Below are 25827 nucleotides of genomic sequence, written 5' to 3'. Positions count from 1 at the left end.
TGAAACGATGATTTACAAGTGAGAATGAACGGCCGCGCCACGGACTGCGACCCTATACGCAAACGAGGGGATGTACCGATGTCGAAGATGCTTGCGCGATACCTGCTGGGTTTCTCCATCTTGCTGCCGGCCCTGGGCACGGCGGCGGATATCTCGATCATCCCCGAGCCACAACACCTGCAGGCGGGGCAAGGCAGTTACCGGCTGGATGCGCACACCCGCGTGGCGGCGCCGCAGGATGCCCGCGGCCGTGAAATCGCCACCTTCCTGCGTGAGGCGATCCATGCGCAGACCGGTATCACGGTGCAGGAGGGCGCTGCCGCGCACGGCATCGAGCTGAAGCTCGACCCGGCCGTGAAGGGCGGGGAGGCCTATCGCCTCGCGGTGACGTCATCGAACGTCACGATCAGCGCTTCCACCGAGCAGGGCCTGTTCTGGGGCGTGCAGACCTTGCGCCAGTTGCTGCCGATGGAGCATGCGGCGCAAGTGGCGATCCCCGCCGTCGAGATCGAAGACGCGCCGGCCTATCCGTGGCGTGGCGTGATGCTGGACGTCAGCCGGCATTTCTATCCGGTGGGCTTCGTCGAGAAGCAGCTCGACCTGCTCAGCTACTACAAGATCAACACCTTCCATTGGCACCTCACCGACGACCAGGGCTGGCGCATCGAGATCAAGCGCTATCCGAAACTCACCAGCGTCGGCGCATGGCGCACCGAGGCGGACGGCACGCGCTATGGCGGCTTCTACACGCAGGCGCAGATCCGCGAAGTGGTGGACTACGCGCGCCAGCGCAACATCACCGTGATACCCGAGATCGAGATGCCGGGCCACAGCGTGGCGGCGATCGCGGCCTATCCCGAACTGTCGTGCAGCAAGCAGCAGGTGGCCGTGACCACTGCCTGGGGCGTGCACAAGAACATCGACTGCGTAGGCGACGAGGGCACCTTCACCTTCCTGGAGAACGTGCTGGACGAAGTGCTGCCGCTGTTCCCGTCGCAGTACGTGCACATCGGCGGCGACGAGACGCCCAAGGTCGCCTGGCACGAGTGCGCCTCCTGCCAGGCGCTGATGCACAAGCTGGGATTGAAGGACGAAGACGGCTTGCAGAGCTACTTCATCAAGCGCATCCAGCATTACCTGGAAGGCAAGGGCAAGACCCTGGTCGGCTGGGACGAGATACTCGAGGGCGGTGCCGACACGCAGGCCATCATCGAAGCCTGGCGCGGCGCGGACGAGCAGGCCAAGGCGCTGGCGAACGGCAACCACGTGGTGGTCGCCGGGCCGTTCTACATCGACCGCGCGCTGGACTCGCTGACGGTGAAGGACGTGTTCCACACCGACATCGCCAATGACAGCAGTCCCGATGACGCGAAGGCGGACGCCGCCGTGTTCGCCGCGCATCGCGCGCAGTTGCTGGGCGGCGAGGCGCCGCTGTGGAGTGAGCGCGCGAACCCGTACAACGCCGAGTCCAAGTTGTATCCGCGCGTGCTGGCCTTCGCCGAGAACCTGTGGCGCGGCAACGCGCACGACGATGCGGCATGGGCGGATTTCCAGCAGCGCCTGCTGGCGCAGTATCCGCGGCTGGATGCGTGGCACGTGGCCTACGGCCCCAAGGACCATGTGGTGGTCCAGTATTCGTTGACGGTGGCTTCGCCGGGCGGTTGGCAGTTGCACGCGCAGCGCGGCTTCGATGATCTGGTTAACCGCTACACATTGGACGGCAGTGTGCCCACGGCGAGTTCCCCGTCGTTCACCGACGCAGTGACGCTGCGCCACGCCGGCACGCTGCAGGTGGTGCCGTTCCGCAAGGGCCTGCGTTACGACAACCCGACCCGCTTCACGCTGGTCGACAACCTCGCCACCGGCAAGCCGCTGAGCCTCGCCCAACCGCCTTCGAAACAGTACGCGCCCGCTGCCGCGCTGACCGATGGCGTGCTGGGTGGTGGCGACTTCCACAACGGGCAATGGTCGGGCTGGAACGACGCCGATGTGGACGCCACCATCGACCTGCAGAAATCCACCACGATCCATTCGATCGCCATGGACTTCCTGCAGGACAGCGGCTCGCGCATCCTGCCGCCGCAGCAGGTGAGTTTCCAGGTTTCGAGCGATGGACAGCACTGGAACACGGTCGATACCGAGCAGCCGCAGGCCGACCTGATGGACTCGAGCCCGCACGTATTCCACCTGGCGTTCAAGGCTGGCAAGCCGGTGAGCGCGCGCTACGTCCGCGTCGTCGCGAACCGCCACGCCACGGTGCCGGCGGCCTTCCCGGATGGTGCCGCGAACACCTGGCTGTTCGCGGACGAGATCCTGGTGAAGTAGCAGCGGCGCGGCGCGCGTGGTGACGGGATCAGGGCCATCCAAGCGCGCGATGATCGCCTCCGGCAGACTGGTGCGACAACCGGCTGGTGGAGGCATCAAACATGTCGACAACATCGGGCATCAGCATTGCGCCGGCCAGCTTCCCCGCGGACGGCGCGGTGGTGCGCGAGCTGTTCGCGGAATATGCGGACAGCATCGGCGTCGACCTTTCCTTCCAGGGCTTTGCGGCGGAACTGGCGCAACTGCCCGGCAAGTATGCGCCACCGCTGGGCGACATCCTGCTCGCCCGCGACGCCGCGGGCATGGCATGGGGTTGCGTGGCGCTGCGGCCCACGACGGTGCCGGGCACGGCCGAGATGAAACGCCTGTACCTGCGCCCCGCCGCGCGCGGGCAGGCGTTGGGGCGCCGGTTGGCGGAGGCGATCATCGGGCGCGCCCGCGAGGCGGGCCATGCGCGCGTGCTGCTGGACACGCTGGCCACGATGCATGCCGCGCGGCAGTTGTATGCGGAACTGGGTTTCCGGCCGGTGCCGCCGTACTACGACAACCCGTTGCCGGGCACCTTGTACATGGCGTTGGAGTTGCCGGTAACGTCCTGAGAGGCAGGAGTAAGAGCGCACTTTCGCGGCGGCCATCCCATGTGCCGCGAGTGGCCCAGCGTGGGCGCAAGTCCGGTCAAGCAAATCCGCCGCACTCGTGTCGCCGGTGGCAGCATGTTCGTCATGGGCTTTACGGTGTGCCGCAGTCCACCTTGCTGATGCCGGTGTCGGCGCTGCGCGGACGCGAGTTCATGCTGGACGCATGTCGGCATGCGGTGGAGCGGTTTCGCTTCTTCCTCGCGTGGGGATGCGACGCTGGTTTTGCCGCAGGCAGTTTGATTTTCCGATTCCCCGCAGGGCATCGGCGACCCGATGGCCGGCTTTAAGTACACTCTGGAGCGTGCTTTTCCAAACCCAGGAGGGGAGTATGCGCAAGTACTTGCTTGTCGTTCTTGGCCTGTTGCTGGCGGCCACTGCTCACGGACAATCCATTTTCAAATGCAAGCAGAAGGACGGAACCACGGCATACCAGGACCATCCGTGTCCTGATGCACCGAATGCCCGTCCCGCCATGGTGATCAAGCCCGGCGATGAAGCGGGTGACGATTCGTCGCAATCGCGGCAACTTACGCCGCAGCAGCAGGCGCAACTGGCGCAAGCCCGCATACGCTTGAGGCAATCGCTGGAGCGTTTGCAGGCCGACCTGCAGCGGATCCAGGCGAAGCAGGCACAAGCCGCTGGATCTGCGCAACAGGGCGAGACAGCCAATACACACTGACGAAAACACGAGTCAGGGTGAATTGATGCGAAGAATCGAGCGCCCACGCCTGGCGCGCGACGCAAAAAGTCCGGGAAAGCGAAGCCGGCTTCAGTGACTCGTTGAAGCCCTCCCCTTGCAGGGAGGGCGCAAAAACCACGGCGCTCAACCCACCGCTGCGCGAATGGCCTCGGGCAGCGGCACCGGCTTGCCGCTGGCGGGGTCCATCCACACCATCACCACGTTGCCGTCGCAGTAGAGGCGGGTGTTGTCGTGCGCGTCCACGATGCGGTGGGCGATGGTCATCGAGCTGTTGCCGATGCGTTCGCAGAAAAGCTCGATGTGCAACTGCGCGGGCCATTCGATGGGGCGGCGGTAGTTGAGTTGCGTGGCGGCCATCACCGGCATGGCGTGTTCGCTGAACCACGGGCCGGGCACGTGGCTCAGCCATTGCAGTCGCGCTTCTTCCAGGTAGGTCAGGTAGTTCGAGTTGTTGACGTGGTTGAAGGCGTCGAGGTCGCGCCAGCGCGCGGCGATGTCCGCCGTGAACAGTGGCTGCGGCGCGGCTTGGGTGGCTTCGGCGGTTGCGGGCGCGGTGGCGGCGGGTTCGGCCTTCTTGCCGCGGCGAGCCGGCCTGGGGGATGTTTTGTCGGTGTTGCTCATGAGGTTTTCTTCTTCCCGCGCATCGGCTTGTGCTTGTCGGCCGAGGCGATGTGCTTGAGTTCGTTCTTCGTGCGCTTTGCAGCGGTTTGCTTGATGGGTTTCAGGTGCGGCGCGAGGAAGCGGCCGGTGTGCGATTCGGGCGTGGCCGCCACGGCTTCCGGCGTGCCGCTGACCAGGATGCGGCCACCGCCCGCGCCGCCCTCGGGGCCGAGGTCGACCACCCAGTCGGCGGTCTTGATCACGTCGAGGTTGTGCTCGATCACCACCACGCTGTTGCCCTGGTCGACCAGCTGGTGCAGCACGTCGAGCAGTTGCTCGATGTCGTGGAAGTGCAGGCCGGTGGTCGGTTCGTCGAGGATGTACAGCGTGTTGCCGGTGTCGCGCTTGCTGAGTTCCTTGGAGAGCTTCACGCGCTGCGCCTCGCCGCCGGACAGCGTGGTCGCGCTCTGGCCGAGCTTGATGTAGTCCAGGCCCACCGCGCGCAGCGTGTCGAGCTTGCGCGCGATCACCGGCACGTTCTCGAACAGCTTGAGCGCATCCTCCACCGTCATGTCGAGCACGTCGGCGATGGTGTGGCCCTTGTAGTGGATCTCCAGCGTCTCGCGGTTGTAGCGCTTGCCGTGGCAGACGTCACAGGGCACGTAGACGTCGGGCAGGAAGTGCATCTCCACCTTCAGCATGCCGTCGCCTTCGCAGGCCTCGCAGCGGCCGCCGCGCACGTTGAAGCTGAAGCGGCCGGGCTCGTAGCCACGCGCGCGCGCCTCCGGCACCTGCGCGAACAGCTCGCGCAGCGGCGTGAACAGGCCGGTATAGGTCGCTGGGTTGGAGCGCGGCGTGCGGCCGATCGGCGACTGGTCGATGTCCACCACCTTGTCGAACAGCTGCAGTCCCTGCACCGATTTGTACGGCGCGGGTTGCGTGCCGGCGCCGTTGAGTTCGCTGGCGGCGAGGCGAAACAAGGTGTCGTTGATCAGCGTCGACTTGCCCGAACCGGACACGCCGGTGACGCAGGTGAACAGCCCAGCGGGGATGTCCAGGTCCACGTTCTTCAGGTTGTTGCCGCTGGCGCCGTGCAGGCGCAGCCAGTACGCGTCGTCGTTGGGCTGGCGCCGTTGCTTCGGCACTTCGATCGCACGCGCGCCGGACAGGAACTGGCCGGTGACCGAGCGCTTCGAGGCAAGCATGTCCTTCACCGTGCCCTGTGCCACGATCTCGCCGCCGTGCACGCCGGCGCCGGGGCCGATGTCGAGCACGTGGTCGGCCATGCGGATGGCGTCCTCGTCGTGCTCGACCACGATCACCGTGTTGCCGAGGTCGCGCAGGCGGGTGAGCGTGCCGAGCAGGCGCTCGTTGTCGCGCTGGTGCAGGCCGATGGACGGCTCGTCCAGCACGTACATCACGCCGACCAGGCCGGCGCCGATCTGCGAGGCGAGGCGAATGCGCTGTGCCTCGCCGCCGGACAGCGTGTCGGCCTGGCGGTCCAGCGTGAGGTAGTTGAGGCCCACGTCGTTGAGGAAGGTGAGGCGCTCGCGGATCTCCTTGACGATCTTCGCCGCGATCTCGCCGCGCCAGCCGTCGAGCTTGAGCTTGGCGAAGAAGGCCAGCGCATCGTCGATGGAGCGGTTGGTGAGCGCGGGCAGCGCGTGGTCGGCCACGAACACGTTGCGGGCCGAGCGGTTCAGGCGCTGGCCTTCGCAGGTCGGGCAGGGCGTGTCGCTGATGTACTTCGCCAGTTCCTCGCGCACGGCGGCGGACTCGGTTTCCTTGTAGCGCCGCTCGAGGTTGGGCAGGATGCCTTCGAACGCATGCTCGCGGGTGACGCGGCCGCCGCGTTCGGTGAGGTAGCGGAAGGCGATTTTCTCCTTGCCGCTGCCGTGCAGGATCGCCTGCTGCGTGGCCTTCGGCAGATCCTGCCAGTGGGTGTCCACGTCGAAGCCGTAGTGCGTGGCCAGCGACTGCAGCATCTGGAAGTAGTGCGGGTTGCGCCGGTCCCAGCCGCGGATCGCGCCGCCTGACAGCGGCAGTTCCGGATGGCCCACCACGCGCGCCGGGTCGAACACCTGGGTCACGCCGAGGCCGTCGCAGCTCGGGCAGGCGCCGACCGGCGAGTTGAACGAGAACAGCCGCGGTTCCAGTTCCGGCAGCGAGTAGTCGCACACCGGGCAGGAATAGCGCGAGGAAAACAATTGCTCCTTCGCGGACGGGTCGTCCATGTCGGCCAGGATCACCAGTCCGTCGCCGAGCCGCAGCGCGGTCTCGAAGGATTCGGCCAGGCGCTGCTTGATGTCATCGCGCGGACGGAAGCGGTCGATCACCGCCTCGATGGTGTGCTTGATGCGCAGGCCCAGCGGCGGCACCGCGTCGAGGTCGTACACCGCGCCGTCCACGCGGGCGCGCACGAAGCCCTGCGCGCGCAATTGCTCGAACACCTGCACGTGTTCGCCCTTGCGCTCGCGCACCACCGGCGCCAGCAGCATCCAGCGCTTTTCCGGGTCCAGCGCGAGGGTGGCGTCCACCATCTGGCTGATCGTCTGCGCTTCCAGCGGGATGCCGTGGTCGGGGCAGCGCGGCGTGCCCACGCGGGCGTACAGCAGGCGCAGGTAGTCGTACACCTCGGTGATCGTACCCACGGTGGAGCGCGGGTTGTGCGAGGTGGATTTCTGCTCGATGGAGATCGCCGGCGACAGGCCCTCGATGTGGTCGACGTCGGGCTTCTCCATCATCGAGAGGAACTGCCGCGCATAGGCCGACAGCGACTCGACGTAGCGGCGCTGGCCCTCCGCATAGATGGTGTCGAAGGCCAGCGAGGACTTGCCGGAGCCGGACAGGCCGGTGATCACGATCAGCTTGTCGCGCGGCAGGTCGAGGTCGATGTTCTTGAGGTTGTGCGTGCGCGCACCGCGGATGCGGATGGTGTCCATGCGTGGGGAGTCGCGAGGGGGAAAAGTAAACTATACCAAACTGGATAGGTCAGTTATTGCCCGTCCCGGCACGCGCTTTTCGCCTTGGTCACGATTTGACCAGTGCCGCCTGTGCGGGCTACAATCCCAAGTTCGTCCGACCCGAAAGGTCGTGACGGAACCCAAGAGAATAACGACAGAAGGGCTTTTCCCATGAGTTACGCAGTCATCAAGACTGGCGGCAAGCAGTATCGCGTGCAGCAGGGCGACGTCCTGCGCGTGGAGCTGCTGACCGCCGAAGAAGGCGCCAGCGTGAGCTTCGACCAGGTGCTGCTGGTCGGTTCCGGCGAGTCGGTCACCGTCGGTGCGCCGGTTGTCGCGGGCGCCACCGTCAGTGCCACCGTGCGCAAGCATGGTCGCGCCGACAAGGTCCGCATCATCAAATTCCGCCGCCGCAAGCACTACAAGCGTCAGCAGGGTCACCGCCAGCACTTCACCGAAATCGAGATCACGGGCATCAACGCCTGAGCAACTGGAGCATTGAGTCATGGCACATAAAAAAGGCGTAGGTTCCAGCCGCAACGGTCGCGATTCGAACCCGAAATACCTCGGCGTGAAGGTCTACGGCGGCCAGGCCATCGAGGCCGGCAACATCATCGTGCGCCAGCGCGGCACCCAGTTCCATCCGGGCGCCGGTGTCGGCCTTGGCCGCGACCACACCCTGTTCGCCCTGGTGGACGGCAAGGTGGAATTCAAGGTCCGCGGCGAGAACAACCGCCGTTTCGTCAGCGTCGTGAAGGCCTGATCCTTTCCGAAGCTGCTGCAAGGGCCCCGCTCCGGCGGGGCTTTTGTTTTTGAGAGCCGGGATTGGGGATTCGGGATTCGCAAGAGCGTCATCCCGGCAGCCTGTTACCGTATTGCCCGGATGTCGCACGAACCCGCTTTTCCGAATCCCGAATCCCCAATCCCGAATCCCGGCCCTATACCCATGAAATTCGTCGACGAAGCAATCATCAAGGTCCAGGCCGGCGACGGCGGCAACGGCTGCGCGAGTTTCCGGCGCGAGAAGTTCATCCCGTTCGGCGGCCCGAACGGCGGCGACGGCGGCAGTGGCGGCTCGGTATGGCTGGTGGCCGACGAGGGCATCAACACCCTGATCGATTTCCGCCACCAGCGCAGCTACAAGGCGGAGCGCGGCGAGAACGGCAGGGGCAGCGACATGTATGGCAAGGGTGGCGAAGACACCACGATCCGCGTGCCGGTGGGCACCATGATCACCAACGTCGATACCGACGAGACCATCGGCGACCTCACCGCGCATGGCCAGCGCCTGCTGGTGGCACAGGGCGGCAAGGGCGGCCTCGGCAACATCCATTTCAAGAGCTCGGTGAATCGTGCGCCGCGCCAGTTCACCAACGGCACGCCGGGCGAGTCGCGTGAGCTGAAGCTGGAGCTGCGCCTGCTCGCCGACGTGGGCCTGCTCGGCTTCCCGAATGCAGGCAAGTCCACCTTCATCCGTGCGGTCTCGGCGGCCACGCCGCGGGTGGCGGATTACCCGTTCACCACGCTGCACCCGAACCTCGGCGTGGTGAGCCTCGGTACCGACCAGAGTTTCGTGATCGCCGACATCCCCGGCCTGATCGAAGGCGCGGCGGACGGCGCCGGGCTGGGCATCCAGTTCCTGCGCCACGTCTCGCGCACCAGCCTGCTGCTGCACCTCGTCGACATCGCGCCGATCGACGGTACCGACCCGGTGGAGCAGGTGCGCGCGATCGAACACGAGCTGGCGAAATTCAACCCGGAACTGCTGGAGCGCCCGCGCTGGCTGGTGCTGAACAAGTCGGACGCGCTGCCCGAGGAGGAGCGCCAGCAGGTGGCCGAAGACATCGTCCGCCGCCTCGACTGGAAGGAGCCGTGGTTCCTGGTCTCCGCGCTGGCGCGCGAGAACACCATGGCGGTGTGCCAGCAGGTGCAGCGCTTCTTCGAGGAGCAGCGTGCGGCGCGCGCGGAAGAGCGTGCAGAAATTGCGCCCGGCGACGTGCGTCTGCGCGGCGAATGAGCTGAGTTACACCGTGCGGTGCAGGATCAGTTCCAGCACCGCCTTGCTGCCGAAGAAGGCCAGCAACAGCACGGCCATGCCGATCAGGCACAGGTTCACCGCGCTGCGCCCGCGCCAGCCGTGCTTCCAGCGTCCCCAGAGCAGGGTGCCGAAGATCAGCCACGCCAGCACGCTGAGCACCGTGGTGTGGATCAGGTGCTGTGCGCGGATGTTCTGGATGAACAGCAAGCCGCTCAGCAGGGTGAGCGTGAGCAGGGCGAAGCCGGCACCAATCAGCCGGAACAGCAGCGACTCGGTCTGCGTCAGTGGCGGCAGCGCGCGCACAAGCCGGATCGGGCGGTGCGTGCGCAGCGCGCGTTCCTGCACCGCCAGCAGCACCGCCAGCACCGCGGCGATCGACAGCAGGCTGTAGCCGAACAGGGCGATCGCCACGTGCAGGCTGATCTGCCAGTCCAGCGGATTTGGCGTGGTGGGCGGCGCGAGGAAGGTGTCCAGCCCCAGCAGCAGCGCAGCCAGCGGGAACACGATCACGCCCAGTCCGGCCACCGGCTTCGACAGGTTCACCAGCAGGGTCAGCGCCGCCACCACGCAGGCGACCAGCGACAACGCGGCGAAGAAGTGCAGGTCCACTCGTCCGCCGTGCGCGCCCAGCAACACCGCGATGTGCAGCAGCACGGCCAGCGTGGCGGCGCCCAGGCCAAGGCGCTGCGGCGTGCGCGGACAACCGGTCAGCGGTGCGGCCAGCAGGCTGGCGCCGCCGAGGTAGAACACGATGGCGAGGATGGAGAGTAAGGCGAGCGACATGGTCCGGCAGTGTCGCACACGCCTCCGCGGGTGGTGAACGCGGCTGGTCGTGCAACGGCACTTGCAATATTTAGAAAAATATCTAAGTATCTAGAAACACTCTCCGGACGAACTCGCTCATGAAGCAGCAGGAAGTCTTCAAGGCCATGGCCGACCCCACCCGGCGCGCGATCCTCAAGCGCCTGCAGGGCGGGCCGCTCACCGCCGGTGAAATCGGCGAGGCATTCGACATCACGCCGGCCTCGCTGTCGCACCACTTCGCCGTGCTCAAGCACGCCGACCTGGTGCGCACCGAGCGGCGTGGCCAATACATCGTTTATTCGCTCAACAGCACCGTGTTCGAGGATCTCGCGCGGATGCTGATGGATCTGTTCCCCACCAAGGGCAAGGTTGGAGGCAAGTGATGAAACCCGCACGTACCTTGATCGTTTCCGCCGTTTTCGTGGCCATCGCCGTGGGTGTGGCGGTTTGGCTTTATCCGCAGATGCCGGCACGCGTGGCGACCCACTGGGGCGTCGGCGGGCAACCGAATGGCTATTCGCCCCGATTCTGGGCCGCGGCCATGTGGCCGTTGCTGATTGCCGCCCTAGCCGTGTTGACGGTGACGTTGCCGCGGATCTCGCCGAAGCGTTTCGAAATGGAATCCTTCGCCGGCGTCTATGGCGTGCTGATGCTGGTGATTCAGGGCGTGATGCTGGTACTGGGCGTCACCGCGATGCTGGCCGGGGCCGGCCATGCCGTACCCATGGCGACCATAGCGCCACTGGGAGTCGGCGTGCTGCTGATCGTACTGGGCAATTACATGGGCAAGTTGCGCCGCAACTTCTTCGTCGGCATCCGCACGCCATGGACGTTGGCCAGCGAGGCAGCGTGGGAACGCACGCACCGGCTGGCTGGCTGGGTGTACGTGCTGGCCGGCGCGGCGATGGTCGTGCTGGGGCTGATCGGTGCCATGGCGGGATGGATGCTGGCTGCGGTGGTGGTCGTGCTGCTGATCCCGCACGTGTGTTCGTACTTCATCTATCGACGCCTCGAGGGGCATCATTCGTCAGAGGGAGATTCGCCATGAAACTGCGTTCGATCCCGCACGTCACGCTTGCTGCGGGCATGTTGCTGGCCACTCCGTTCGTGCACGCAGCAGCGGGAGAGCCGGCAGAGCCGTGCGCGGCGCGTTCCGCAACCCTGCTGGATGCGCTGGTGCATGCCGAGTACGCCGGGGCCGGCAGGAACTTCGGTCCGGAACTGGCTGCGAAGTTGGATGAGGACAAGCTCAAGCAGGCTTGGGCCGCCCTCCAGGGGCAGAGCGGCTCCTACGTCTCCAGTACTCCGGTACAAAAGCTGTACGCGAACGACCAGCCGGTATTCGTCACGCAGCTGAACCTTGCCAAGGGGCCGCTGGACATGGTGACCGCGTGCGATGCGCAGGGCCGGATCGCAATGTTGCGCTTCGCGCCCCCGACGATGGTGGCGATAACGACGCAGAAGACTGCGCCGCATGGCGTGGAGGCGCATGTCGAGGCTGACGGTGTTCGGGTTTCGCCGCTGGACGTGCCGACACCGTTCGGCCCGCTGCGCGGGGCCTTGACCTTGCCGGCGGGCCATGGACCGTTCCCTGCGGTGGTGCTGGTGGCGGGTTCCGGATCACACGACATGGACGAAACCATCGGCCCGAACAAGCCGTTGCGTGACATCGCCGAGGGACTGGCGCGCGCCGGTATCGCCACGCTGCGCTACGACAAGCGCCCCTACGATCATCCTGAAAGCGCCCGCGGCATGGTGATCGACACGGAGGTGACCGATGACGCCGTGGCGGCGGCCCATCTGCTGGCGCAGCAGGATGGGATCGATCCGAAGCGCGTGTTCGTGCTCGGCCACAGCCTGGGCGCGATGATGGCGCCGCGCATCGGCCAACGTGATCCGCAATTGGCCGGGTTGGTGCTGATGGGGGCGCCGGCGCGGAACATTCTCGATGTCATGGAGCAGCAGGGGCACGAGCAGCTTGCCAAGGAGCATGCTTCGCCCTCGGCGATTGCGCAGGACGACCAGGACTATGCGAGGGAGCGGCAATTGCTGGCCACAGTCGGTACCGGGCAGCCGGCGCCACCGGGCAACTTCAATGGTGGCCCGCAGGAGTATTGGCTGAGCTGGTCGCGGATTGATTCGGTTGCCGATGCGAAGTCGATTGCGACGCCCATGCTGATTCTGCAAGGCGGCAGCGACTTCCATGTATCGCCCACGCTGGACTTCGCGCGCTGGCGGCAGGAGCTGGCTGGCCGGCCGCATACGTCGTTCCATCTGTACCCCGGCCTCAGCCACCTGTTCATGCCTGCCGGCAAGACGGGGACGCTGGCCGATTACAAGACGCCCGGCCATGTGGATGCGAAGGTGATCGACGACATCGCGGCCTGGGTGAAGGCGCAGCCCGCGCATTGAGCGTCAAACAGGCCCCGCGCGGCCTCGGTTATAATCGCCCGTTCGCTCATACCGATGCCGCGCCCATGTTCGAATCGCTCAGCCAACGCCTCTCCGCCACCGTCAACCGCCTGCGCGGCCGCGGGCGGCTGACCGAGGAAAACATCCGCGAGGCCCTGCGCGAGGTACGCATCGCGCTGCTGGAGGCCGACGTGGCGCTGCCGGTGGTGCAGGCGCTGATCCAGCGCGTGAAGGTGCGCGCGGTGGGTCAGGACGTGATGAAGAGCCTGTCACCGGGCCAGGCGCTGGTGAAGGTGGTCAGCGACGAGCTGACCGCGGTGATGGGCACGGCCAACAGCGAGCTGAACCTCGCGGTCACGCCGCCGGCGGTGGTGCTGATGGCTGGCCTGCAGGGCGCCGGCAAGACCACCACGGTGGCCAAGCTGGCGCGCCTGCTGACCGAGCGCAAGAAGAAAAAGGTGATGGTGGTGAGCTGCGACGTGTACCGTCCGGCCGCCATCGAGCAGTTGCGCACGCTGGCCGAACAGGTGGGCGTGAAGTTCTTCCCGTCCGAGGCCGGGCAGGATCCGGTGCAGATTGCCAGGGACGCGATCGCCGCCGCGCGCCGCGAGGTGGTCGACGTGCTGCTGGTCGATACCGCCGGCCGCCTGCACGTGGACGAGGCGATGATGGCCGAGATCAAGGCGCTGCACGCCGCGATCACGCCGGTGGAAACCCTGTTCGTGGTCGATTCGATGACCGGCCAGGACGCCGCCACCACCGCCAAGGCCTTCGCCGACGCGCTGCCGCTGACCGGCGTGGTGCTGACCAAGACCGACGGCGACGCCCGCGGCGGCGCGGCGCTGTCGGTGCGCTACATCACCGGCCGGCCGATCAAGTTCCTCGGCGCGGGCGAAAAGACCGACGCGCTGGAGCCGTTCCATCCGGACCGCCTGGCGCAGCGCATCCTCGGCATGGGCGACGTGCTGTCGCTGGTCGAGGAAGTCGAGCGCAAGGTCGACCAGGAAAAGGCGCAGAAGCTGGCCCAGAAGGTGATGAAGGGCAAGCGCTTCGACCTCGAGGACATGCGCGACCAGCTGGAACAGATGAACAACATGGGCGGCCTGGCCGGCCTGATGGACAAGCTGCCCGGCGTCTCCGGCTTGCCCGACAGCGTGAAGTCCAAGGTCAACGACGGCGAGATCAAGCGCATGGTGGCGATCATCGGCTCGATGACGCCGCGGGAGCGCCGCCACCCCGACCTGCTGAACGGCTCGCGCCGCGCCCGCGTGGCGAGGGGCTCGGGCACCCAGCCCGCCGACGTCAACCGCCTGCTCAAGCAGTACATGCAGATGGAGAAGATGATGTCCAAGCTCTCCAAGGGCGGCGGCAAGGGCCTGCTGCGCCAGATGAGCGGCGCGCTGAAGGGCATGGGCGGGATGGGCGGCATGCCGCCCATGCGCTGACGGGCAGAGCCCGTCAGCGCGGGCCATGGATGGCCCGCTCGTCACCCGGCGCGTAGCGACGGGTGACGGAGCCAAGACCAGCTTGCTGGCCTTGGCGAGCCTTGGAAGGGCAGGAACGCCCTTCCAAGGCAATCAGGCAACCGCTCTGGCTTTCGATAGCCAAAGCATCGCCAACTCTTCCTTTTTTGTGTCCATCCCCCTAAAATGCCGGATTCACCACGCACGATACGCGTGCGCGAGGCCGGCAATCCGGCATCTCTGGAGCTTTCATCATGGTCAAGATTCGTCTTTCGCGCGGTGGCGCCAAGGGCCGTCCGTTCTACCACGTCGTGGTCACCGATCAGCGCAACAAGCGCGATGGCCGCAACATCGAGAGCGTGGGTTTCTACAACCCGGTCGCCTCGGGCAAGGACAAGCGCCTCGAGCTGAATGTCGCGCGCGTGCAGGAGTGGGTGGGCAAGGGCGCCCAGCTGAGCGACAAGGTCGCCGCGCTCGTCAAGGAAGCCGGCAAGCAGCAGGCGGCCTGAACGTGACGGCAGCCGGTCGGCGCGTCCCCGTCGGGCGCATCGTCGGGCTGTATGGCGTGCAGGGCTGGGTCAAGATCGAATCCTGGACCGAGCCACGCGCGAAGATCTTCGACTACCACCCTTGGTTGCTGGCAACGGCGCCGGGCGTGGTCAAGGAGATCACGGGAGCCAAAGGGCGCCCGCAGGGCAAGGGCTTGGTGGCCTGCCTGCCCGGCGTGGACGACCGTGACACGGCAGCCGCCCTCGTCGGCAGCGACATCCACGTCGCCCGCGAGCAGCTGCCGCCTCCCGGCAAGGACGAGTATTACTGGGTCGACCTCGAAGGGCTTGAGGTCGTCACCACCGAAGGCGCGGTGCTCGGGCGGGTCAGCCACCTGTTCGCCACCGGTGCCAACGACGTGGTGCTGGTGCGGGACGGCGAGCGCGAGCGGCTGATCCCCTTCGTCCAGGGTGTGTACGTGCGTGCGGTGGACTTGTCCGGCGGGCGCATGGTGGTGGACTGGGACCCCGAATTCTGAAGACTGGAGTTTGAGGTCCATGCGCATCGACGTCGTCACGCTGTTTCCCGACTTCATGCGCCAGTGCGCCGCCGTCGGTGTGGTGGGACGCGCGCAGCAACGCGAGTTGCTGCAGGTGGAGACCTGGAACCCGCGCGACTACGCCACCGACAACTACCGTACCGTGGACGGCCGCACCTGCGGCGGCGGACCCGGGATGGTGATGCTGATCGAGCCTTTGCGGGTGGCCCTGAAGGCCATGCGCGAGGCGGCACCGGAACCGGTGCACGTGATTTACCTCAGTCCGCAGGGAGCGCGGCTGACGCAGGGCAGGGTGGAAGCGCTGGCGAAGCTGCCGCGCATCGCCTTGCTCTGCGGGCGTTACGAGGGTGTGGACGAGCGTCTGCTGGCGCACGAGGTCGACGAGGAGCTTTCCATCGGCGACTATGTGCTGTCCGGTGGTGAGTTGGGTGCCGCGGTGGTGATCGATGCGGTGGGCAGGTTGCAGGACGGTGCGTTGAACGACGCACAGTCCGCCGAGCAGGACTCGTTCTCGAGCGGCCTGCTGGACTGCCCGCACTACGCGAAGCCGGTGCGGGATGCCTACGGCGAGGTGCCGGCGGTGCTGCTCTCCGGCGACCACGCGGCGATCCGCCGCTGGCGCCTGAAGCAGGCGCTGGGCCGGACCTGGCTCAGGCGCCCGGAGCTGTTGGCGCAACGCGCGCTGGATGCGGAATCCCGCGCGTTGCTGGAAGAATTCCGTCGCGAATACCGCGCGGCGGGTGGACAATAAACAATGCGGCTTTGGATTGCCGCCACCAGAACTACCGCGGCAGGGATGCCGCAAACCACTGAGGTCGCCATGAACAAGATCATCCAGCAGTTCGAAGCCGAGCAGATCACCCGTCCCTTGCCGGAGTTCGGCGCCGGCGACACCGTGGTGGTCAACGTCAAGGTGAAGGAAGGCAATCGCGAGCGCGTGCAGGCTTTCGAGGGCATCGTCATCGCCAAGCGCAACCGTGGCCTGCATTCCGCCTTCACCGTGCGCAAGATCTCGCACGGCACCGGCGTGGAGCGCGTGTTCCAGGCGCACAGCCCGGCGATCGAGTCGCTGGAAGTGAAGCGCAAGGGCAAGGTGCGCGGCGCCAAGCTGTACTACCTGCGCAACCTGGAAGGCAAGGCTGCCCGCATCAAGGAAGACGTCGCCGCCGCCGCCGCGATCAAGGCCGCGAACAAGGCGGCTGCCCGCGGCGAGTAAGCGCGAGCGCCTGCCACGAGGCAAGACAAGAAACCCGCGGATCGCTCCGCGGGTTTTTTGTTGTTTGCTGGTTGTTGCCGGAATGTGCCCTTGTGCGGGGCACCCGACCCGGGACCGGGCTGCCCGGGCTCAATCCAGCCGCTGCGGCACCTGCAGGAAGTTACCCTGCACGAAATCCACGCCAGCGGCGAACAGCAGCGAGGTGCTGGTGGCGTCCTCGACCCATTCGGCGATGGTCTGCTTCTTCAGTTCGCGCGCCTGCTGGCAGATCTCGGTGACCTTTTTCTGGTTGTCGGGCGACTTCGGCAGGTCGGCCATGTAGCTGCGGTCGATCTTGAGGTAGTCCGCGTCGATGTGGCTGAGCAACTGGAACGAGTTGAGGCCCGAGCCGAACTGCTCCAGCGCGAAACGGCCGCCCAGCTTCTTCCAGCCGGCGAGGAACTCCTGCGCGGGGCGCAGCAGGGTCATCACCTTGCTCTCGGTCATCTCCAGCACCAGGCGGCCGCGCTTCAGCCCGGCTTGCGCCAGGCGTTCGCCCAGCCAGTCGAGGAGGCTGGGGTCCTGCAGCGAGGCGGCGGTGAACTTGACGAAGAACGTGGTCTGCTGGCCCATGCCCTCGCGCCGTTGCAGCGCGGCGATGGCCTGGTCGAGCACCCAGCGGTCGATGGCGCCGGTGAGGCCGTGCTTGTCGGCGATCGGCATGAAGAAGCCCGGCAGCACCTCGCCCTGCGGGCCGTCCATGCGCAGCAGGATCTCCGAGTAGTCGCCCTCGGCGTCCTGCAGGCTGATGGTGTGCTGGTGGTAGAGCATCAGGCCCTTGTCGTCCAGCGCCTTGCGCAGCAGGTCCAGCCAGTAGCGCTCGCGTTCCTCGTCGGCCTTCTCGCGCGCGGAGGGATCGTGCAGGTCGGCCTGGTTGCTGCCCAGGCTCTGTGCCGTGCGCAGGGCCTGGCTGGCCTGGTTGAGCAGCAGCTCGGTATTGGCGTTCTTTTCGCCCAGCAGGCTGCCGCCGATGCTGGCGGTGGCGGTGATCGAGCGCGAGCCGGCGTCGAAGATCGCGCCGGCGATGCTCTGCTGCAGCTTGGCGATCCATTCGCGGATGGCCTCGTCCGGGCGCGAGTCGAGGATCACGCCCAGCGTGTGTTCGGCCAGCATGCCGGCGGTGTCGTTCGCGCCCAGCAGGATGCGCACGCGGTCGGAAAAGCTGGCCAGCAGTTCGTCGGCCTTGGCCAGGCCGATGCCGCCGACCATGCTCGACCAGTTGTCCGGCTCGATCAGCAGCAGCGCCTGGCCCTTCTTGCCCTTGGCCGCGTCGATCACCGCATGGTCGATGCATTCCAGCATGTGGGCGCGGTTGTACAGGCCGGTGACCGGGTCGCGCTGCAGCTGTTCCAGCATGGCCGGGTCGATCGTCTGGCGGCGGAACACGATCTGCAGGCAGGGTTCGCCCTCGAAGGTGGCCGGGGCGAATTCCACGGTGGCGTCGAACGGGCTGCCGTCGGCGCGGCGGGCGCGCAGGCTGACCTGGTTCGGCAGCTTCTCCTGGCGGGTATGGCCGCGCAGCAGGTTCTTGAATTCGTCGACGCTGGCGGCGTCGATCATGTCGAGGATGGGCATGCCGAGCAGGTCGTCGAAGCTCTCGTGGCCGAAGGCTTCCAGGTAGGCCTGGTTGGCGCGCACGTGCACGCCTTCGTGCACATAGGTGATGGCATCGCGGGACGAGTCGAGCAGGGCATCACAGCGGCGCTCCAGTTCGCGCTGGGTGCTTTCCAGCCGGCGCAGCATGCGGCGGTTCTGCAGGGCGTCGAATTCGCGCCGCAGCACGGCCAGCAACTGGCCCGGCATGCCGCGCGTGACGATGCCATGCACGCCCTGCTCGAACAGGGTGGCCACCTGCTGGTTGTCCAGGGTCCCGACCAGGCCGAGCACCGAATAGTCGCTGCCCTGCGCATCCAGCATGCGGATCACCTCGGGCAGGGTGATGGCGCCATTGCCGGGGTCGAACATCACCAGGTCCGGTTCCAGCTCGGCCAGCGCGGTCTGCACCTGCCCGGCGGCCGTGGCGCGCGCCGGACGCACCGCGATGCCGGTATTGCGCAGCAGGCTGATGATCTGCTCCGCATCTTCGACCGAGTGTTCGATGAAGAGGATCTTGATGACGAAATCTTTTTTCATGGGTGTCGGCGTCGCGAGAAGCTGGTGGTGGTCGTTCGCGTCCCGCGCGAGACGACCCGCATGGGCGGTTTTAGCGGATTGGCGCCGGAACCGCCAGCCGTGGATGCAACGAGCGCGGGTGCAACGGGGTCTACAGCGGGCGTTTCGAGGGATCGCCGCCCACCTCGCGCACCAGTTTCGGCACGAGGTAGCCGGGCAGGCGCGCGCGCAGCGCATCGAGCAGCGCCAGCGCGCGGGCATCGTCGACCTCGAAATGCGCCGCGCCCTGCACCCGGTCGAGCTGGTGCAGGTAGTACGGCAGCACGCCGGCGGCGAACAGGCGCTCGGACAGCGCGGCCAGCACGCCGGCGTCGTCGTTCACTCCGCGTAGCAGCACCGACTGGTTGAGCAAGGTGGCGCCGGCGTCCCGCAGGCGGGCGCAGGCGGCATCCACGCTGGCGTCGAATTCGTTGGCGTGGTTGGCGTGCAGCACCACGACCTTCTGCAGCGGCAGCGTAGCGAGCCAGTTCGTGAAGGCGTCGTCGATGCGCTCGGGCAGCACCACCGGCAGCCGGGTGTGGATGCGCAGGCGGGCGACGTGCGGGAGGTCGGCCAGGCCGCGCGACAGCTCCTCCAGCTTGGCGGTGGACAGCGCCAGCGGGTCGCCGCCGGAGAGGATCAGTTCGCCGATGCCGGGATCCTGCCGCAGGTGCTCCAGCGCCTTGCGCCACTGGCCGGCCGCGGCCATTTCCTCGCCATAGGGGAAATGCCGGCGGAAGCAGTAGCGGCAGTTGATCGCGCAACTGCCGCTGGCGATCAGCAGGGCGCGGCCGTGGTACTTGTGCAGCACGCCCTGCGCCTCGCGGGCGGCGAGGTCGCCCACCGCGTCGGTGACGAAGCCCGGCACCTCGTCCAGCTCGGCCAGTTGCGGCAGGACCTGCAGCAGCAGCGGGTCCCGCGCATCGCCATGGCGCATGCGGGCCACGAAGCCGCGCGGCACGCGCAGGGCGAAGCCGGCATCCGCAGGCGGCAGGCGCACGGCAAGCGGCGACAGGCCCAGCAGGGCGAGCAGTTCGCCGGCATCGGTGACGGCTTCGCGCCAGGCCTGCCGCCAGTCGCCGGCGGGCATGGCGGCAGCCTCTGTAATGCGTGCGCCGGGGCTTGCGGTTATCATGTGCGACCTTGTCCGGGTCGTACCGGACCCTCGAACCGCCCATTTTAGCCGCCGTTGCGGCACGAGGGGCGCTCGGGACCCGAACCATTCACCTTTGGAGTTCATCGCATGGCCACCGCTGGTCTCAACGACGTCAAGAAGGGCATGAAGATCCTTCACAACAACGATCCGTGGATCATCACCGAAGCCGAGTTCATCAAGCCCGGCAAGGGCCAGGCGTTCACCCGCATCTTCATCCGCAACCTGAAGACCGGCCGCACCACCGAGCAGACGATGAAGTCCAGCGACAGCTTCGAGGTCGCCGACGTCACCGACACCGACATGCAGTACCTGTACTCCGACGGCGAGTTCTGGCACTTCATGCACCAGGAGAGCTTCGAGCAGCACCAGGCCTCCAAGGCAGGTATCGGCGACACCGCCAAGTGGCTGAAGGGCGAGGAAGAGTGCGTGGTAACCCTGTTCAACGGCGAGATCATCGCGGTGCAGGCGCCGAACTTCGTCGAACTGAAGATCACCGAGACCGACCCCGGCGTGCGCGGCGACACCTCCGGCGGCGGCGGCAAGCCGGCTACGCTGGAAACCGGCGCCGTGGTGCGCGTGCCGCTGTTCGTGGGCCAGGACGAAACCATCAAGGTCGACACCCGCACCGGCGAATACGTCAGCCGCGTCGGCAAGTGACGAACCGGCGCGCGGGCTGAGCCCGCGCCTTTGCCGGTTCGTCATCCCGGCGAAAGCCGGGATCCAGTGAAGCACTCGTGCGCAGCACGCAAAGCCCCTTCGCACGACTGCACAAAGTCACTGGATTCCGGCCTGCGCCGGAATGACGGGCAAAACGACGAGCCGAGGGGCGGCGCCGCAAGGTAGGCCGCCCTTCGCTTATCCGCTTACTGGAGTTCTGCATGAGCGATACCCAGCCCCAACCCATCGACCTGCTGATCGAAGCCCGCTGGGTCGTTCCGGTGGAGCCGCATGGCGTGGTGCTGGAAGACCATGCGGTGGCGATCAGCGGTGACCATATCGTCGCCTTGTTGCCGATTGCCAAGGCGCGCACCACCTACGCACCACGCGAGACCGTGTTCCTGCCCGAACACGCCCTGATCCCCGGCCTGGTCAACGCCCACACGCACAACCCGATGACCCTGCTGCGCGGCCTGGCCGACGACCTGCCGCTGATGGTCTGGCTGCAGCAGCACATCTGGCCGGCCGAGGCCAAGGTGATCGGCCCGGAATTCGTGCGCGACGGCGTGGAACTGGCGGTGGCAGAGATGCTGCGCGGTGGCACCACCTGCGCCAACGAGAACTACTTCTTCCCCGATGCCATCGGCGCCACCTACCGCAAGCTGGGCTTCCGCGCCGTGGTCGGCCTGCCGGTGATCGAGTTCCCCACCGCGTGGGCGAAGTCGCAGGACGAATACTTCGAGCGCGCCAGCGAGGTGCACGACAGCTTCCGCGGCGACGCGCTGGTCAGCACCGCGTTCGCGCCGCACGCGCCGTACACCGTCTCCGACGAAAGCTTCGCGCGCATCCGCGTGCTGGCCGACCAGCTCGACATCCCGGTGCACCTGCACCTGCACGAGACCGCGCACGAGGTCGAGGAAGAGAAGCGGAAGAGCGGCCTGCGCCCGTTCCAGCGACTGCAGAAGCTGGGCCTGGTCAACGACCGCCTGATCGCCGTGCACATGACCCAGCTCACCGGCGGCGAGATCGCCGCCTGCGCCGAGGCCGGCGTGTCGGTGGTGCACTGCCCGGAATCCAACCTCAAGCTGGCCTCCGGCTTCTGCCCGGCGGAGAAGCTGCGCAAGGCAGGCGTGAACCTCGCCATCGGCACCGACGGCTGCGCGTCCAACAATGACCTCGACATGTTCGGCGAACTGCGCACCGCCGCACTGCTGGCCAAGGCCGTGGCGCAGGACGCAGCCGCGCTCGATGCCGCCAGCGCGTTGCATGCGGCCACGCTGGGCAGCGCGAAGGCGATGGGACTGGACGCGAAGATCGGCTCGATCGAGCCGGGCAAGCAGGCCGACCTCGCCGCGGTGCGGCTGTCCGACCTGGAAACCCAGCCGCTGTACCATGTGGCCTCGCAACTGGCGTATGCCGCGGGGCGCCACCAGGTCAGCGACGTGTGGATCGCCGGCCGCCGCAAGCTGGCCGCGCGCGAACTGGTGGGCATGGACGTGGACGCCATCATTGCCCGCACGCGCGCCTGGCGCGAACGCATCGCGAGGAGTTGATCCTTGCGCCCGTCTCGGGCGGTATTTTTCAACGGGCTTCCGCCATGAACCGCTATCTCGTGCTTCTCGTGCGCCGGCCGCAACTCGATCCGGCCGCGGTACCGTTGCACAGGCAATTCCTTGACGAACTGCGCACGCAGGGGCGCAACGAGATGAGCGGCCCGTTTGGCGACAAGAGCGGCGGCGCCTACCTGCTGCGTGCCGAATCGCTGGCCGAGGCACTGGCCATCGCCCACCGCGATCCCGCGCACACCAGCGGCGGCTGGGACATCACGGTGCATGAATGGCTGGTTTGAGCTTTTGCGCTCGTCCATGAGCGCGAAGATCAGGAAGCGGTCATCCGTGGCCGTACTTTTCAATAGACTCATAGACCCACCGTGGATTCGAACATGACCAGCGCCAACGTCAGTCCCGCCGAGATCGCCCGCTTCGACCAGCTCGCCGCGCGCTGGTGGGACCCGGACGGCGAATCGCGTCCGCTGCACGACCTCAACCCCGTGCGTGCCGACTACGTGGCCGCCCGCGTGAACCTGCGTGGCGCGAAGGTCGCCGACGTGGGCTGCGGTGGTGGCCTGCTCAGCGAGGCCCTGGCGCGCGCGGGAGCGCAAGTCACCGGCGTCGACCTGGGCGACAAGGTGATCGGCATCGCCCGCTTGCACCTGCACGAATCCGGCCTGTCCGTGGACTACCGCAAGCAATCCTCGGCGGAACTCGCGGCGGCCGAACCGGAGGCGTTCGACGCCGTGTGCTGCATGGAGCTGATCGAGCACGTGCCCGATCCCGCGGCCCTGGTGCACGATCTCGCCGCCATGCTCAAGCCGGGCGGGCGCCTGTTCCTGTCCACGCTCAACCGCACGCCGGCCGCCTTCGGCGCGGCCATCCTGGGGGCGGAATACGTGATGCGCCTGCTGCCGCGCGGCACCCACCACTACGCGCAGTTCCTCAAGCCTTCCGAACTGGCGCGCCTGCTGCGCAACGAGGATCTGGAGCTGGAGGACGTCAGCGGCCTGGGCTACAACCCGCTCAACCGCAAGGCGTGGCTGAGCCGCCGCACCGCGGTGAACTACATCCTCTGCGCAAGGAAGCCGGCGTGAAGCCCCTGCCTGCGGATATCGAAGCCGTGCTGTTCGACCTCGACGGCACCCTGCTCGACAGCGCGCCGGACCTGCATGCCGCGCTGGTGGCCTATTGCGCGGAAGCCGGCGCCCCCGCGCCGGACTACGCCGCGGTGCGCGAGGTGGTCTCGCGCGGCAGCCGCGCGATCCTGCGTTGCGCCTTCGACGAGGACGACGCGGCCCTGCTCGCGCGCATGCCGCGCTATCTCGAGCTTTACCAGGGCATGCTGGCCACGCATACGCGGCCGTTCGACGGTATCGCGCCGCTGCTGGAAGGCATCGAGGCGCGCGGGCAACGCTGGGGCATCGTCACCAACAAGCCCGGCTTCCTCACCGAGGAGCTGATCGCCCGCATGGACTGGGACCTGCGCGCCAGCGCGGTGGTCTGCGGCGACACCCTGCCGGTGAAGAAGCCCGACCCGGAGCCGGTATTGTTGGCCTGCGAGCATGCCCGGGCCGAACCCGCGCGCTGCGTGTTCGTGGGCGACGATGCGCGCGACGTCGAGGCCGGGCGCGCCGCCGGCCTGTACACGGTGGCGGTGCGCTGGGGTTACCTCGATGGCGGCGACCCGGACGGCTGGGGCGCCGACGCGGTGGTCGACCACCCGCGCCAGCTGGCCGAACTGCTGGGATTGCAGGTGGCCGCGTGAGCGGGCCGGCGATCCCGCACGGCGCGCTGCAGAGCTACGTCGACAAGTGGCTGGCGGTGCAACCGGCGCAGCGCATGGCGCTGGCCTTCGTCGATCCGGCGAAGTACCCGGGCCACGTCGCGCTGGCCGCGCTGGAGCAGGAGCTGCTCGCCGCCGCCTACGGCATCCGCGAGCCGCACGTGGCGCTGGGCAAGCTCAACTGGTGGGCCGAGGAATTGTCCGGCGCCGCCGCCAGTGGCGGCCGCCATCCCTTGACCCAGGTGCTGTTCGACGACGAGCGTGCGCATGCCATTGCCACCGAGCGCTGGCTGGCGCCGGTGCTGGCCGCGATGGCGCAACTGGAAGAGGGCACGGCGGCGGATTTCCCGGCCCAGGTCGCCGCCGCCGGCTCGTTGCACGGTGCGTTGGCGGCACTGGAAACCGCCTGGTGGTACGGCGAGGGCGCGGCAGCGGAGCGCGCCGCGCGCGTGGCCGCGCTCGCCCATCTGTTGCATGCGCTGCGCCGGCTGCAAGACGACGCCGAGCGCGACCGCCTGCCATTGCCGATGGCGCGGCTGGCCCGTTACGGCCTCGCCCGCGGCGCCTTGCGCCAGCGCAGCGCGGCGCGCGACGAGGCGATCGAGGCACAACTGGCCGACCTGCAGTCGGGCTGGCGCGAGGCGGCGCGGTTGCCCGGGCCGCTCAGCGTGTTCCGCGCACTGGAGTCGCGCGAGGCCGGGCGCCTGTTGCGCCGCGCGCGTGGCGCGGACGATCCGTTGGCCGTGTTGCAGCAGGGCGGGCAGGGCGGTTTCGGCGCCACCTTTGCCGCATGGCGGGCGGCGCGTCGCTGGCGGACGGCCGTGGCCGATTGAACGCAGCGTTTCCCGCTGCCGCCTGTTGCAATGCGCCAGACCGGCCCAAAATAGACGACTCCGCGCCACGAGTACGCCCATGCACAGCCACGAGAACACCAGCCGCCTGATGCCCGACGTCGCCGCCCAGGCGCAGCCGCATCTGCGTGGCGCGCTGGACTGGGTGGGCATGGACGGCATCGAGGTGCCGGTGCGCTTCGATGCCGGCGACGGCGAGGTGCAGCGCGCCAGCGCGCAGGTCGGCGCCTTCGTCAATCTCGTGCAGCCCGACAAGCGCGGCATCCACATGTCGCGGCTGTACCTGCTGGTCGACCATCACCTGGGCGCGCAGCCGCTCAGCGCGGCGGTACTGGAGGGCCTGCTGCGCGCCTTCCTCGAGTCGCACGGCGAATTGTCCGACCGCGCCCGCCTCAGCATCCGTTTCGACGCGCTGGTGCGCCGCAGCGCCCTGCGCAGCGCGCACAGTGGCTGGCGCAGTTACCCCGTGTCGGTCGAGGCGAGCCTCGGGCCGGAGGGGTTCCGGCTGGAGCTGGGCACCGAGGTGGTCTATTCCTCCACGTGCCCGGCTTCCGCCGCGCTCTCGCGCCAGTTGATCCAGGAGCAGTTCGCACGTGACTTCGACGCGGCCGGGCCGGTCGACCACGCCGCCGTGCTGGCATGGCTGGGCAGCGAGCGCGGCATCGTCGCCACGCCGCACGCGCAGCGCAGCGTGGCGCGGCTGCTGGTACGGCTGAAGGAAGGCGTGCCGTTCGACCTCATGGCCACGCTGGATCGCGTGGAACATGCCTTGGGCACGCCGGTGCAGACGGCGGTGAAGCGCGAGGACGAACAGGCCTTCGCGCTCGCCAACGGCGGCAACCTGATGTTCTGCGAAGACGCGGCCCGGCGCATCCAGCTTGCGCTCGACGCCGACGAACGCCTCGCCGATTTCCACGTGCGCGTGGAGCATCAGGAGAGCCTGCATCCGCATGACGCGGTGGCCTATGCCAGCAAGGGCGTGGCGGGCGGCTTCGGCTCGCCTTGATTCCTCCGGGTCCGTTCCCGGTCTACAGGCGTCCCGTGCCGGGGAGGGTCTCAGTTCCCACCGTCCGCTTGCGGGGGAGGTGGCGGCGAGCCAGCTTCCTCGTGATGCCGGCAGCGCACGAAGTGGAATCGCCCAGGCACGGGGTCCTCGCCCCCCGCGCACAGCGGCTGGCAGCGCAGCAGCCGCCACGCGGCGAGCAGGCCGCCGCGCCAGGGGCCGAAGCGCACGATCGCGCCGCGTGCATAATCGGAGCAACTAGGGTAGAAACGACAATGCTGTCCGATCAGGGGGCTGAGCCAGCGCTTGTAGAGGCGCAGCAGGAGCAGCAGGAAACGGGTCGGCGCATTCACGTTGCTGGAACGACTTGTCGCTATTCAGTGGGGCGAGTATCCCAGAAGCCGGCTTGCCGGTGCAGGGTACATGG

27 protein-coding genes and 1 pseudogene are annotated in these 25827 nt (G+C 67.5%); 22 read left to right on the top strand and 6 right to left on the bottom strand.

Features of this window, described 5'->3' with window-relative positions; all coding sequences use genetic code 11:
* The first annotated feature begins 78 nt into the window (after positions 1-78).
* From IHE47_RS09310 to IHE47_RS09300, 4 genes and pseudogenes are all read left to right on the top strand, one after another.
* Positions 79-2325, top strand: a complete 2247-nt coding sequence (locus tag IHE47_RS09310; RefSeq protein ID WP_192105618.1) for a family 20 glycosylhydrolase — start codon at positions 79-81, stop codon at positions 2323-2325.
* A 101-nt stretch (positions 2326-2426) separates the two neighbouring features.
* Entirely contained in the window at positions 2427-2924 is a 498-nt protein-coding gene (locus tag IHE47_RS09305) for a GNAT family N-acetyltransferase (protein WP_192105617.1), read from the top strand.
* A gap of 33 nt (positions 2925-2957) precedes the next feature.
* Positions 2958-3203, top strand: a pseudogene (locus IHE47_RS17750) (S-adenosylmethionine:tRNA ribosyltransferase-isomerase); the annotation flags it as partial.
* An 88-nt stretch (positions 3204-3291) separates the two neighbouring features.
* Complete coding sequence (locus tag IHE47_RS09300; protein ID WP_225561732.1) at positions 3292-3642, top strand: DUF4124 domain-containing protein; 351 nt, start codon at positions 3292-3294, stop codon at positions 3640-3642.
* 144 nt (positions 3643-3786) lie between these two features.
* Here the strand turns inward: IHE47_RS09300 and IHE47_RS09295 are convergent, their stop codons facing one another.
* Positions 3787-4284 carry a thioesterase family protein gene (locus IHE47_RS09295; RefSeq protein WP_192105616.1) on the bottom strand — a complete coding sequence of 166 codons (498 nt, stop codon included), beginning with the start codon at positions 4282-4284 and terminating at the stop codon, positions 3787-3789.
* A complete protein-coding gene (uvrA, locus tag IHE47_RS09290) occupies positions 4281-7205 on the bottom strand; it encodes an excinuclease ABC subunit UvrA (protein WP_192105615.1) in 2925 nt (974 codons plus the stop codon). The genes IHE47_RS09295 and uvrA overlap by 4 nt, the downstream gene beginning before the upstream one ends.
* Before the next feature lie 192 nt (positions 7206-7397).
* Between uvrA and rplU the strand changes: the two genes are divergently transcribed.
* From rplU to cgtA, 3 genes are all read left to right on the top strand, one after another.
* Positions 7398-7712, top strand: a complete 315-nt coding sequence (rplU, locus tag IHE47_RS09285; protein ID WP_192105614.1) for a 50S ribosomal protein L21 — start codon at positions 7398-7400, stop codon at positions 7710-7712.
* A 19-nt stretch (positions 7713-7731) separates the two neighbouring features.
* The gene (rpmA, locus tag IHE47_RS09280; protein ID WP_192105613.1) at positions 7732-7989 is read left to right on the top strand and encodes a 50S ribosomal protein L27; all 258 of its coding nucleotides are present in this window, start codon (positions 7732-7734) and stop codon (positions 7987-7989) included.
* Positions 7990-8172: 183 nt separating this feature from the next.
* The gene (cgtA, locus tag IHE47_RS09275; RefSeq protein WP_192105612.1) at positions 8173-9243 is read left to right on the top strand and encodes an Obg family GTPase CgtA; all 1071 of its coding nucleotides are present in this window, start codon (positions 8173-8175) and stop codon (positions 9241-9243) included.
* Positions 9244-9249: 6 nt separating this feature from the next.
* Here the strand turns inward: cgtA and ccsA are convergent, their stop codons facing one another.
* Positions 9250-10047, bottom strand: coding sequence for a cytochrome c biogenesis protein CcsA (gene ccsA / locus IHE47_RS09270; RefSeq protein WP_192105611.1), 798 nt, complete (start codon positions 10045-10047; stop codon positions 9250-9252).
* A 119-nt stretch (positions 10048-10166) separates the two neighbouring features.
* On the opposite strand from ccsA, the gene IHE47_RS09265 reads away from it, so the two are divergent.
* From IHE47_RS09265 to rplS, 8 genes are all read left to right on the top strand, one after another.
* Positions 10167-10451 carry an autorepressor SdpR family transcription factor gene (locus IHE47_RS09265; RefSeq protein WP_192105610.1) on the top strand — a complete coding sequence of 95 codons (285 nt, stop codon included), beginning with the start codon at positions 10167-10169 and terminating at the stop codon, positions 10449-10451.
* A gap of 17 nt (positions 10452-10468) precedes the next feature.
* Complete coding sequence (locus IHE47_RS09260; RefSeq protein WP_225561731.1) at positions 10469-11116, top strand: SdpI family protein; 648 nt, start codon at positions 10469-10471, stop codon at positions 11114-11116.
* Positions 11113-12480, top strand: a complete 1368-nt coding sequence (locus IHE47_RS09255; RefSeq protein ID WP_192105608.1) for an alpha/beta fold hydrolase — start codon at positions 11113-11115, stop codon at positions 12478-12480. The genes IHE47_RS09260 and IHE47_RS09255 overlap by 4 nt, the downstream gene beginning before the upstream one ends.
* A gap of 65 nt (positions 12481-12545) precedes the next feature.
* On the top strand, positions 12546-13925 hold the full coding sequence (ffh, locus tag IHE47_RS09250; RefSeq protein ID WP_192105607.1) for a signal recognition particle protein: 1380 nt from the start codon (positions 12546-12548) through the stop codon (positions 13923-13925).
* A 272-nt stretch (positions 13926-14197) separates the two neighbouring features.
* Positions 14198-14452 carry a 30S ribosomal protein S16 gene (gene rpsP, locus IHE47_RS09245; protein ID WP_192105606.1) on the top strand — a complete coding sequence of 85 codons (255 nt, stop codon included), beginning with the start codon at positions 14198-14200 and terminating at the stop codon, positions 14450-14452.
* Between the two features lie 2 nt (positions 14453-14454).
* The gene (rimM, locus tag IHE47_RS09240; protein ID WP_192105605.1) at positions 14455-14970 is read left to right on the top strand and encodes a ribosome maturation factor RimM; all 516 of its coding nucleotides are present in this window, start codon (positions 14455-14457) and stop codon (positions 14968-14970) included.
* A gap of 19 nt (positions 14971-14989) precedes the next feature.
* On the top strand, positions 14990-15742 hold the full coding sequence (gene trmD / locus IHE47_RS09235) for a tRNA (guanosine(37)-N1)-methyltransferase TrmD (protein WP_192105604.1): 753 nt from the start codon (positions 14990-14992) through the stop codon (positions 15740-15742).
* A gap of 69 nt (positions 15743-15811) precedes the next feature.
* On the top strand, positions 15812-16207 hold the full coding sequence (gene rplS / locus IHE47_RS09230; protein ID WP_192105603.1) for a 50S ribosomal protein L19: 396 nt from the start codon (positions 15812-15814) through the stop codon (positions 16205-16207).
* Positions 16208-16336: 129 nt separating this feature from the next.
* Here rplS and IHE47_RS09225 read toward each other — a convergent pair whose 3' ends face one another.
* Together IHE47_RS09225 and epmB are read right to left on the bottom strand one after the other, a co-directional pair.
* Positions 16337-18379, bottom strand: coding sequence for a GGDEF domain-containing phosphodiesterase (locus IHE47_RS09225; RefSeq protein WP_192105602.1), 2043 nt, complete (start codon positions 18377-18379; stop codon positions 16337-16339).
* A gap of 130 nt (positions 18380-18509) precedes the next feature.
* Entirely contained in the window at positions 18510-19532 is a 1023-nt protein-coding gene (epmB, locus tag IHE47_RS09220) for an EF-P beta-lysylation protein EpmB (RefSeq protein WP_192105601.1), read from the bottom strand.
* Between the two features lie 108 nt (positions 19533-19640).
* Here epmB and efp point away from each other — a divergent pair, with 108 nt between their 5' ends.
* The 7 genes from efp (at position 19641) to folE2 (ending at position 25403) form a co-directional block, all read left to right on the top strand.
* On the top strand, positions 19641-20210 hold the full coding sequence (gene efp, locus IHE47_RS09215; protein WP_192105600.1) for an elongation factor P: 570 nt from the start codon (positions 19641-19643) through the stop codon (positions 20208-20210).
* 221 nt (positions 20211-20431) lie between these two features.
* Positions 20432-21763, top strand: a complete 1332-nt coding sequence (locus IHE47_RS09210; RefSeq protein ID WP_192105599.1) for a TRZ/ATZ family hydrolase — start codon at positions 20432-20434, stop codon at positions 21761-21763.
* Between the two features lie 44 nt (positions 21764-21807).
* Complete coding sequence (locus tag IHE47_RS09205) at positions 21808-22059, top strand: YciI family protein (protein WP_192105598.1); 252 nt, start codon at positions 21808-21810, stop codon at positions 22057-22059.
* 93 nt (positions 22060-22152) lie between these two features.
* Positions 22153-22857 carry a bifunctional 2-polyprenyl-6-hydroxyphenol methylase/3-demethylubiquinol 3-O-methyltransferase UbiG gene (gene ubiG, locus IHE47_RS09200; RefSeq protein WP_192105597.1) on the top strand — a complete coding sequence of 235 codons (705 nt, stop codon included), beginning with the start codon at positions 22153-22155 and terminating at the stop codon, positions 22855-22857.
* Positions 22854-23528 (top strand): phosphoglycolate phosphatase, encoded by a 675-nt coding sequence (gph, locus tag IHE47_RS09195; RefSeq protein WP_192105596.1) that lies wholly within the window; start codon positions 22854-22856, stop codon positions 23526-23528. Before ubiG ends, gph begins: the two co-directional genes overlap by 4 nt.
* Complete coding sequence (locus tag IHE47_RS09190; protein ID WP_343227465.1) at positions 23525-24379, top strand: squalene/phytoene synthase family protein; 855 nt, start codon at positions 23525-23527, stop codon at positions 24377-24379. Before gph ends, IHE47_RS09190 begins: the two co-directional genes overlap by 4 nt.
* A 79-nt stretch (positions 24380-24458) precedes the next feature.
* A complete protein-coding gene (folE2, locus tag IHE47_RS09185; protein WP_192105595.1) occupies positions 24459-25403 on the top strand; it encodes a GTP cyclohydrolase FolE2 in 945 nt (314 codons plus the stop codon).
* Between the two features lie 50 nt (positions 25404-25453).
* Here the strand turns inward: folE2 and yidD are convergent, their stop codons facing one another.
* Positions 25454-25753, bottom strand: a complete 300-nt coding sequence (gene yidD / locus IHE47_RS09180) for a membrane protein insertion efficiency factor YidD (protein WP_192105594.1) — start codon at positions 25751-25753, stop codon at positions 25454-25456.
* Positions 25754-25827 lie beyond the last annotated feature (74 nt).

Source organism: Rhodanobacter sp. DHB23, assembly GCF_014842975.1.
In the GTDB taxonomy this organism is placed as follows: Bacteria; Pseudomonadota; Gammaproteobacteria; order Xanthomonadales; family Rhodanobacteraceae; genus Rhodanobacter_A.
The sequence above is the reverse complement of the archived record's forward strand: the minus strand, read 5'-3'. Positions and strand labels throughout refer to the sequence as shown.